The organism is Marinobacter bryozoorum (assembly GCF_023156245.1).
Lineage (GTDB): Bacteria > Pseudomonadota > Gammaproteobacteria > Pseudomonadales > Oleiphilaceae > Marinobacter > Marinobacter bryozoorum.
In genome coordinates this window covers 1-7,989 of the sequence record NZ_JAKZAH010000067.1, presented here as the reverse complement: position 1 = coordinate 7,989, position 7,989 = coordinate 1, and the positions used below count along the sequence as shown (strand labels likewise).

Below are 7,989 nucleotides of genomic sequence, written 5' to 3'. Positions count from 1 at the left end.
CGATGGGTGGCAGCCTTGCTCCGGTCCGGGTGGCAGGCTTCACGTGGAATGGGTGGCAACCTTCAGCGGTTTACGCAACCAGGGACCGGGCGATGGGCATGACGTCCAGGAATCCCTGGCTGCGAACGTTGAGCAGCATCACGACAGCGGTCACCAGGAAACCGAAGGGGCTTATGTCCATGCCTTCCAGGGATTCCGGAAGCAACCCCAGAATGGTCACGATATTGGCTGCCGATGCGGCCAATCCGCCGAGCAACAGGAAAGCGGCCTGTGCCTGATAGGACCGGGAACGGACCATAAAGCGAATCAGCAGCCCATAGGCCGCAAAAGCCAGGAGGTAGGAATAGAGCGTGTGTAGCCAGAACGCGGGGCCACCAACAAAGTCCCTGTCAGGGCCCGGTACATAACCCGCCAGGAACCAGTCGTGGAACAGGCCATCGGTAAGTGCGGCCAGCACCACCAGTACCGGCTCTATCGACAGGAACAGCAACAGGCGCCGGCTGACACGATCCTCCATGCCCGTGTACTGCAACACAAAGACAAGCAGCGAGGCGGGCAGTAAGCCAACCCCGACAAACATCAACCGAAACCAGAACAGGGGCATACTCTCAGGCTGGGGGACCAGGTCGGGGGCACCCGAATGGAGCAGCTGTATCGCCAGGAACAGGGTCCACCACCATCATAACCGCCACAGACCGTGCGGCAGGCATTTCCCGCCGGGCCCAGGCATAGCGAGCAAGGAACAAGGTCACCAGGAAGGAGGTCAACAGGGCCGTAATAAACAGCATCAACGGGCTCCGGCTTTCAGTTTGCCAAATTGGTTATTGTTTTTGCCGCAAATATGTTGGAAAGTCTGACTCATTTGCGAGACGTTACCGGGGAAGGTATCGTCCGTTTATAGAGTGCTGGCTCTATTCCACCAGACTTCCAAAGTCTATGAAACAAAAACAATGACCAAAAAGGTAGCGACAAGGCCGCTTTTCGTACCTTTTAAAACCAGAAGTGAGACGCCCGTGGCAGTTACACATTCTCCATTGCAGCGTGAACTGCAGAAAACCCGTAAACGCTCATCTGGCGCAACGCCGGCTGAGGCTTTCAGCCGCGCCCGTCGCATCTGGCTGAAGGGCGACCGGCTCCACCTGGCGGACCTGGCTGAGGAGCTTGGCATCGGGCGGGCTACCCTTTTCCGCTGGGTGGGCAACAAGGATCTGTTGCTGGGGGATATCCTGTGGTCGCTGTATGAACCGATCCGGGCTTCGGTAGTGGCCTCTACCCCCGGTAACGGGGTGGATTTCGTTGTTGAGGTGTACCGGCGGATTACCATCGAACTGGTGAGCGCCAGGCCCTTACGGGACTTTATCAAGCAGGACCCGGAGCATGCGTTGCGGGTACTGACCTCGTCGGCTTCGACCATGCACAGCCGGGTCGTGGAGGCGAACACACTGATGATCCAGGACCAGGTGGACAAGGGATGCCTGGAGAAGCCGCCCATGCGGGTGGAGAGCCTGTCGTACTTTATGGTGCGGCTGGCGGAGTCCTGCCTGTATTCCGATGTAATTATCGGCCGGGAACCCAACATCCAGGAGGTGGAGGAGGCCTGCCTGGCGGTGAAGATTTTGCTTGGGGGAAAGCCTTAGGCCCGACAGATGGCGAGTATGCACCCGCAGGCCGGTAAGGCTTTACGGCTGTCACATATTTGAGCGGTGCTGAGCCCCGTCTACCGGAACGCAGGCGCCAGTAACCCAGCTGGCGGCATCCGAAGCCAGGAAGACCGCCACGTTGGCCACTTCTTCCGGTTTGCCAAAACGTCCCCAGGGAATACGATCCAGGGTGCTTTGGTAACGGGGTGAATTGGCTTTCTCGGCCTTGTCCCAGACACCACCGGGGAACTTGATGGAACCGGGGGCAATGCTGTTGACCCGGATGCCGTCCGGACCGTGGTCTACCGCCAGTGACTTGGCGTAGCTGATCAGCGCTGCCTTGGTGGCGGCATAGGGTTGGGTGGTACCCACTTCGATGCCGGAGATGGAAGACAGGATGATGATGTTGCCACTGCCGGCTTCCTTCATCCAGGGAAGCACCTTGTCGACGGCACGTACGGTGGACATCAGGTCCAGGGTGACGTTGGCGTCCCAGGCCTTGAGGTCGTTGCCGGCGCCGAGGGCGGAGACGTTGCTGACCAGGATATCGACGCCGCTCAGCTCACGGCGTGCGTTGTCCAGGAACGTGTCCAGGCTGGCCTTGTCACCCACGTCACAGGCTTCACGATACCCTTTTACGCCCAGCGCCTGGATTTCCTTCAGGGTTTGATCCAGCGGTCCCTCACTGCGGGCACAGATGGCGACATTGACACCTTCGGCCGCCAGCGCAAGGGCGATGGAACGACCGATACCTTTACTGCCGCCGGTTACGACGGCGTTCTTGCCTTTCAGTCCAAGTTGCATGGGGATAGCTCCTTTATTGTATTAATTTGCCACGGAATCCACGGCCCTTCGACAGGGGCTCCCTTCGACAGGCTCAGGGCGAACGGAAAAACACGGACAAAGCACGGACAAAACAAAAGATAAAGACACTATTAGCCACGAAAACCACGAAAACCACGAAAACCACGAAAACCACGAAATTTAAAGCCAAAGACAGTCTCTCCAGTAGCCATTTTTCCTTTTTTCTATGGCTTAGTGACTAAGTTATCTTCTCTTTCCGTCTTCTTTCGTGGGTTTCGTGGATTTCGTGGCTGAAAATCTTTTCATCTTTTCTTTCCGTGCCCCCGCTCGCCCTGAGCCTGTCGAAGGGAGCCTGTCGAAGGGCCGTGGCTAACCCTTAAAGATTAATAACCGCCATGGTAATGCGGGACACACAGACCAGCTTACCATCTTCGGTCTCGATGCGGATTTCCCACACCTGGGTGGAGCCGCCGGTGTGCAGTGGCCGCGCGGTGCCGTGAACCCAGCCGGATTTTACCGAGCGGATGTGGTTGGCGTTGATCTCCAACCCTACGCCGGCGGTGCCCTCTTTTTTGAGGCAGTGGTTGGTGGCCACGCTGCCCAAGGTTTCGGCCAGCACTACTGACGCACCACCGTGCAGTATGCCGTAAGGCTGTACGGTACGTTTGTCGACCGGCATACGGGCGCTGATAAAGTCGTCACCTACGTCGGTGAACTCGATGCCCATGTTGTCCACAGCGGTATTCTTTACCCGCTCCTGCATGCTTTCAATAGTGGGGGTAATCGTCCAGATACTGCTCACGAATCGTTCCTCTTCAGTCCTGTAAACCAAAAGCGGGCATTCCCGGTAGGAGATGCCCGCTTTCGTTAGCCTTCTATATTTACCTTATCGGTATCGGCCATTACAACTGCAATGCGCGAACCTCGAGGAATTCCTCCAGGCCCCACTTGCCGAACTCGCGGCCGATGCCGGAGTGGCCGAACCCACCGAAGGGCGCCAGCGGGTTGAAGGCGCCGCCGTTGACGAACACCTGGCCGGTGCGCATCTTGCCAGCGACTTTCTTCGCCTTGTCCTGGTCACCGGAGAAGACCGCCCCGGACAGACCATAGGCTGTACCATTGGCGATGCGAATGGCTTCTTCCTCGGTCTCGTAGGGGATCACGCACAGCACCGGCCCGAAGATTTCCTCCTGGGCGATGCGGCTGTTCGGGTCTACGTTGCCAAACACCGTCGGCTTGACGAAGTAGCCGTTCTCCAGCCCTTCCGGTGCCTCGGCACCGCCGGCCACCAGGGTGGCGCCTTCTTCGATACCCAGCTTGATGTAGCCACGGACCTTGTCACGCTGATCAGCAGAGGCCAACGGGCCCAGGCGGGTATTCTCGTCCAGGGGATCACCCAGCTTGACGCCGTTGGCAATGGCACCGGCGATTTCACAGGCCTGGTCATGCTGGTCCTTGTGCACCAGCAGGCGGGTCAGCGCGGTACAGGTCTGGCCGCTGTTCTGCAGGCAGTTCATGAAAGAGCCCTTCACGGAAGCCTCCAGGTCGGCATCCGGCAGGACGATGGATGCGGACTTGCCACCCATTTCCAGGGCGATGCGCTTGAAGTCGTCCGCCGCTGCGTGGGCGATCAGGTGACCGGTACGGGTGGAACCGGTGAAGGACACCATGCGCACTTTCGGGTGCTTGATCAGGGTGTCGCCCACTTCCTGGCCCAGGCCACAGACCATGTTGAACACGCCCTTGGGCAGGTCAGTGCCGTCCAGGATTTCCGCCAGGATAAACGCACTTTGCGGGGAAACTTCGCTGGGCTTGAGCACGATGGTGCAGCCGGCGGCCAGTGCCGGAACCACTTTCAGGATCACCTGGTGCAGCGGGTAGTTCCACGGGGTGATACAGCCAACCACGCCTACCGGCGCGTACTGAACCTCGGAGTTACCGGACTGCTCGGTGAAGGGATAGTCCGGCAGCATGTCCAGGTAGGTCTCGGTGACCTTGATGGGCATACCGGCCTGGATAATGCCCGCCAGCTTGATGGGCATACCCACTTCACGGGCTACCACCTGGGCAATTTCCGGGGCACGTTCTTTCAGGCCCGCGTGCAGCTGTTTGATGACGTCGATGCGCTTTTCCAGCGGAGCCTCGCTCCAGCTGTCGAACGCGGCGTCGGCGGCGTCGATGGCCTGCTCCATGGCGGAGCGATCGGAAGACGGCACCTTGGCAATAACGTCGCCGTTGGTACCTTCGTGTACATCGATGGTTTCGCCGGACCAGTCAACCCACTGGCCGTTGATGTAGTTCTTGCTCAGATTGTTCATGGTAATGCTCCTTTCGGGAGTCGCTGTTGTAAGAAGATCAAGCCGGAGGCGCTGGTCAGGGGATCAGACCAGGGGCCTTACTCGAAAACAATTACGCCACGGGCGTTCTTGCCGGCAATCATGTCGTCGAAGGCCTGCGGCGCCTCGTCAATGCTGTAGGTCTGGGTGATCAGCTCATCCAGCTTCAGGCGATTGGCCTTGTACAGGTTCAGGATCTTCGGGAAGTCGTACTGGGGCCTAGCCGAGCCCAGCCAGCTGCCCTTGAGGGTGCGCTCGTCCGCCGGCAGGGCGAAGGTGCTGATGGAGGTCTTGTCCTTCATATCGGCGACACCAACCACCACCACGGTACCAGCCCGCCCCAGGGCCTTGTAGGCCTGCTCGACCACCTTACCGTTGCCCACGCATTCGAAGGCATAGTCTACCCCACCGCCACTCAGTTTCTTGATGGCCTTGCTGACGTCTTCCACTTCATTGATGTTGATGGTGTGCGTAGCGCCGAATTCCTTCGCCATTTCCAGCTTGGCCTCGTTGGTGTCCACGGCGATGACCATTTCAGCACCGGCCGTGACACAGCCCTGGATGGCGTTCAGGCCGACACCACCAATACCGAATACCGCAGCGCGGGAGCCCGGCTCCAGCTGGGCGGTATTGAACACCGAGCCAACCCCGGTGATCACCGCACAGCCAACCAGCGCGGCGCTGGGCAGGGGAACTCCTTCGTCGATCTTGACGCAGTTGTCCTCATGCAGGGTGGCGTATTCCGCCATCACGCCGCAGGCACCGAACACGTAAAGGTCTTCGCCGTCCTTGCCGTGGGTACGGACGGTACCGTCGGGCAGGGTCACCATGGACTTCTTGGCGTTTTCACACAGCACCGGACGGCCACGGACACAGTTGCGGCACTTGCCACACATGGTGATGAAGGTGCTCACCACGTAGTCGCCTTCCTTGAGGTCGGTAACGCCCTCGCCCACTTCAATCACAACACCGGCGGCTTCGTGGCCAACCACCAGGGGTGGCGGGTACTGGATCTTGCCGGTGGTGGCGGAATGGTCACTGTGGCATACGCCACAGGCGGCAACCTTGATGGTAACTTCGCCCCGTTTGGGGCCGTCTACGGTGATGGTTTCAACCTGGACCGGCTTGCCCCATTCACGGCAGACCACGGCTTTTGCCTGGCGACTCATGGTGTATCCCTCCTGCTGTCTGATGTTGTTAATTCCGAACTGGTAAGCGGTATCAGAAGCCCTCGGCTTCCATATCCAGGGCGGTGGCGTCCACCTCCTTGAGCAATTGCGTCAAACCCTGCACCCGGGGCAATTCGTAGCGGCTGAAGAAATCACAGGCCTTCAGCTTGCCCTCATAGAAAGCGGCGGGTTGCGGACCGCCCCCGGCAAGCCCCTTTGTGGCGGCCAGGGCCTGGCGGAGCCAGAGCCAGCCCACCACTGTGTGCCCAAAGGCTTCAAGATACAACGAGGCGTTAGCGAGCGCACGTTCCACCTGCCCTTCCTGTTTCACAGCCTGGATACGGTCGGTGGCTTCTTTCAGGGCTTCCACGGTATCGGCCAGGCGACGGGCGTTGTCAGCCAGCTTGGGGTCATTGCCCGCCTCTTCAACCGTCGAAGCGATGCGGCGCAGTAACTCCTGATAATAGCGACCACCGGCCATGGAAACCTTGCGCCCCAGCAAGTCCATACCCTGGATGCCGTGGGTACCCTCGTGAATGGGGTTCAGGCGGTTGTCACGATAGAACTGCTCCACCGGATACTCACGGGTATAGCCGTAGCCACCGTGCACCTGGATGGCGAGACTGTTGGCTTCCAGGCAGAACTGGGACGGCCAGGACTTGATCAGCGGCGTCAGCAGGTCGAGCAACCCTGCGGCCATTTCCCGTTCTTCGTCAGTCTGCGCCACCTTCTTTTCGTCCACCAGGCGGGCGCCCTGCAGGGCCAGGGACAGACCGCCTTCCACATAGGCCTTCATGGTCAGCAGCATGCGGCGGATATCCGCGTGCTCGATCAACCGCACCTGGGGTGATTGCGGGTCCTTGTTGCCCACCGGGCGGCCCTGGCGGCGTTCACGGGCGTATTCCAGGGCGTGGAGGTAACCGGTGTAACCCAGCATGACCGAGCCCAGTCCAACGCCGATACGGGCCTCGTTCATCATATGGAACATGGCGGCCAGGCCGTTGTGGGGCTCGCCCACGAGGTAACCAACAGCGCCGTCCTTCTCACCAAAGTTGAGCATGGTGGAGGTGGTGCCCCGGTAACCCATCTTGTGAATCAGGCCGGCCAGGGCCACGTCGTTGCGATCGCCCAGGCTGCCGTCTTCGTTCACCAGGAACTTGGGCACGATAAACAGGGAGATACCTTTTACGCCCGGGGGCGCATCCGGCAATCGCGCCAGCACCATGTGAACGATGTTATCGCTCAGTTCGTGGTCACCGGCGGAAATGAAAATCTTGTTGCCCTTGAGGCGATAACTGCCATCACCCGCCGGTTCGGCCCGGGTGCGCAGGTCCCCGAGGGAGGAGCCGGAATGGGGCTCCGTCAGGCACATGGTGCCAAAGAAACGCCCGCTGAGCATGGGTTCAGCGTAGCGGGTTTTCTGTTCCTCGCTGCCCTGGGTCAGGATCAGGTTGGCGGCCGCAATGGTCAGCCCTGCGTAGGCCTGGGTGCCCACATTGGCCCCCTTGAGCAGCCCAACGCACATCTGGCCCACGGCGCTGGGCAGCTGCATGCCACCCCGCTCATAGTCCTGGCTGGCCGCCAGCAGGCCGGTCTCCCGCAGCACGTCCAGGGCCTTCTTCACTTCCGGACGCATCACCACCTGCCCGCCCTCGAACGTAGGCTCTTCCTCGTCCACCAGCCGGGCATGGGGGGCGAACTCCTCTGTTGCCACCTTCAGCGCCAGGTCCAGGGCCGCCTGCAGGGTTTCACGGTTGTGGTCAGCGTAGCGGTCGTACTCGAGGAAGTCCTCGACCCGGTGGAGTTCAAAGAGCTGGAATTCGAGATCGCTGGTGTTGATGATGTTTTGTTGCACGCGGGTATGCCTTTCTGAAATAACTGATTTGCCACGGAATCCACGGCCCTTCGACAGGCTCAGGGCGAACGGAAGGAAAAGAGGAAAGAGCGTTTTTAGCCACGAAACCCATATATGGTCTCCTCCCCGTTTGCAAGGCTCCAGAGTCTGATGAGGGACAGGTTGCTGCCATATATCCGGCCTGT

General features: G+C 59.8%; 7 protein-coding genes. 1 reads left to right on the top strand and 6 read right to left on the bottom strand.

Annotated features, from left to right (window positions below; all coding sequences use genetic code 11):
* Positions 1 to 70: 70 nt before the first annotated feature.
* Positions 71 to 604 carry a histidine kinase N-terminal 7TM domain-containing protein gene (locus MLC59_RS19095; protein ID WP_248237196.1) on the bottom strand — a complete coding sequence of 178 codons (534 nt, stop codon included), beginning with the start codon at positions 602 to 604 and terminating at the stop codon, positions 71 to 73.
* Between the two features lie 409 nt (positions 605 to 1,013).
* Here MLC59_RS19095 and MLC59_RS19090 point away from each other — a divergent pair, with 409 nt between their 5' ends.
* Positions 1,014 to 1,637: a QsdR family transcriptional regulator gene (locus MLC59_RS19090; protein WP_248237195.1), complete on the top strand. Its 624-nt coding sequence runs from the start codon at positions 1,014 to 1,016 to the stop codon at positions 1,635 to 1,637.
* 51 nt (positions 1,638 to 1,688) lie between these two features.
* On the opposite strand, the gene MLC59_RS19085 is transcribed toward MLC59_RS19090, so the two are convergent.
* The 5 genes from MLC59_RS19085 to MLC59_RS19065 all read right to left on the bottom strand — a co-directional run bounded on the left by MLC59_RS19085 (position 1,689) and on the right by MLC59_RS19065 (position 7,804).
* Positions 1,689 to 2,444, bottom strand: a complete 756-nt coding sequence (locus tag MLC59_RS19085; protein WP_248237194.1) for an SDR family NAD(P)-dependent oxidoreductase — start codon at positions 2,442 to 2,444, stop codon at positions 1,689 to 1,691.
* A 376-nt stretch (positions 2,445 to 2,820) separates the two neighbouring features.
* Entirely contained in the window at positions 2,821 to 3,207 is a 387-nt protein-coding gene (locus tag MLC59_RS19080; protein WP_282451106.1) for a hotdog fold thioesterase, read from the bottom strand.
* A gap of 139 nt (positions 3,208 to 3,346) precedes the next feature.
* Positions 3,347 to 4,762 carry an aldehyde dehydrogenase family protein gene (locus MLC59_RS19075; protein WP_248237192.1) on the bottom strand — a complete coding sequence of 472 codons (1,416 nt, stop codon included), beginning with the start codon at positions 4,760 to 4,762 and terminating at the stop codon, positions 3,347 to 3,349.
* 77 nt (positions 4,763 to 4,839) lie between these two features.
* On the bottom strand, positions 4,840 to 5,949 hold the full coding sequence (locus tag MLC59_RS19070) for a zinc-binding dehydrogenase (protein ID WP_248237191.1): 1,110 nt from the start codon (positions 5,947 to 5,949) through the stop codon (positions 4,840 to 4,842).
* Positions 5,950 to 6,001: 52 nt separating this feature from the next.
* On the bottom strand, positions 6,002 to 7,804 hold the full coding sequence (locus tag MLC59_RS19065) for an acyl-CoA dehydrogenase (RefSeq protein ID WP_248237190.1): 1,803 nt from the start codon (positions 7,802 to 7,804) through the stop codon (positions 6,002 to 6,004).
* Positions 7,805 to 7,989: the final 185 nt, after the last annotated feature.

Bases quoted from the DNA above. Each gene is read 5' to 3' on its own strand.
- MLC59_RS19095 (WP_248237196.1), bottom strand. From the start codon at position 604: ATGCCCCTGTTCTGGTTTCGGTTGATGTTTGTCGGGGTTGGCTTACTG.
- MLC59_RS19085 (WP_248237194.1), bottom strand. From the start codon at position 2,444: ATGCAACTTGGACTGAAAGGCAAGAACGCCGTCGTAACCGGCGGCAGT.
- MLC59_RS19080 (WP_282451106.1), bottom strand. From the start codon at position 3,207: ATGCAGGAGCGGGTAAAGAATACCGCTGTGGACAACATGGGCATCGAG.
- MLC59_RS19075 (WP_248237192.1), bottom strand. From the start codon at position 4,762: ATGAACAATCTGAGCAAGAACTACATCAACGGCCAGTGGGTTGACTGG.
- MLC59_RS19070 (WP_248237191.1), bottom strand. From the start codon at position 5,949: ATGAGTCGCCAGGCAAAAGCCGTGGTCTGCCGTGAATGGGGCAAGCCG.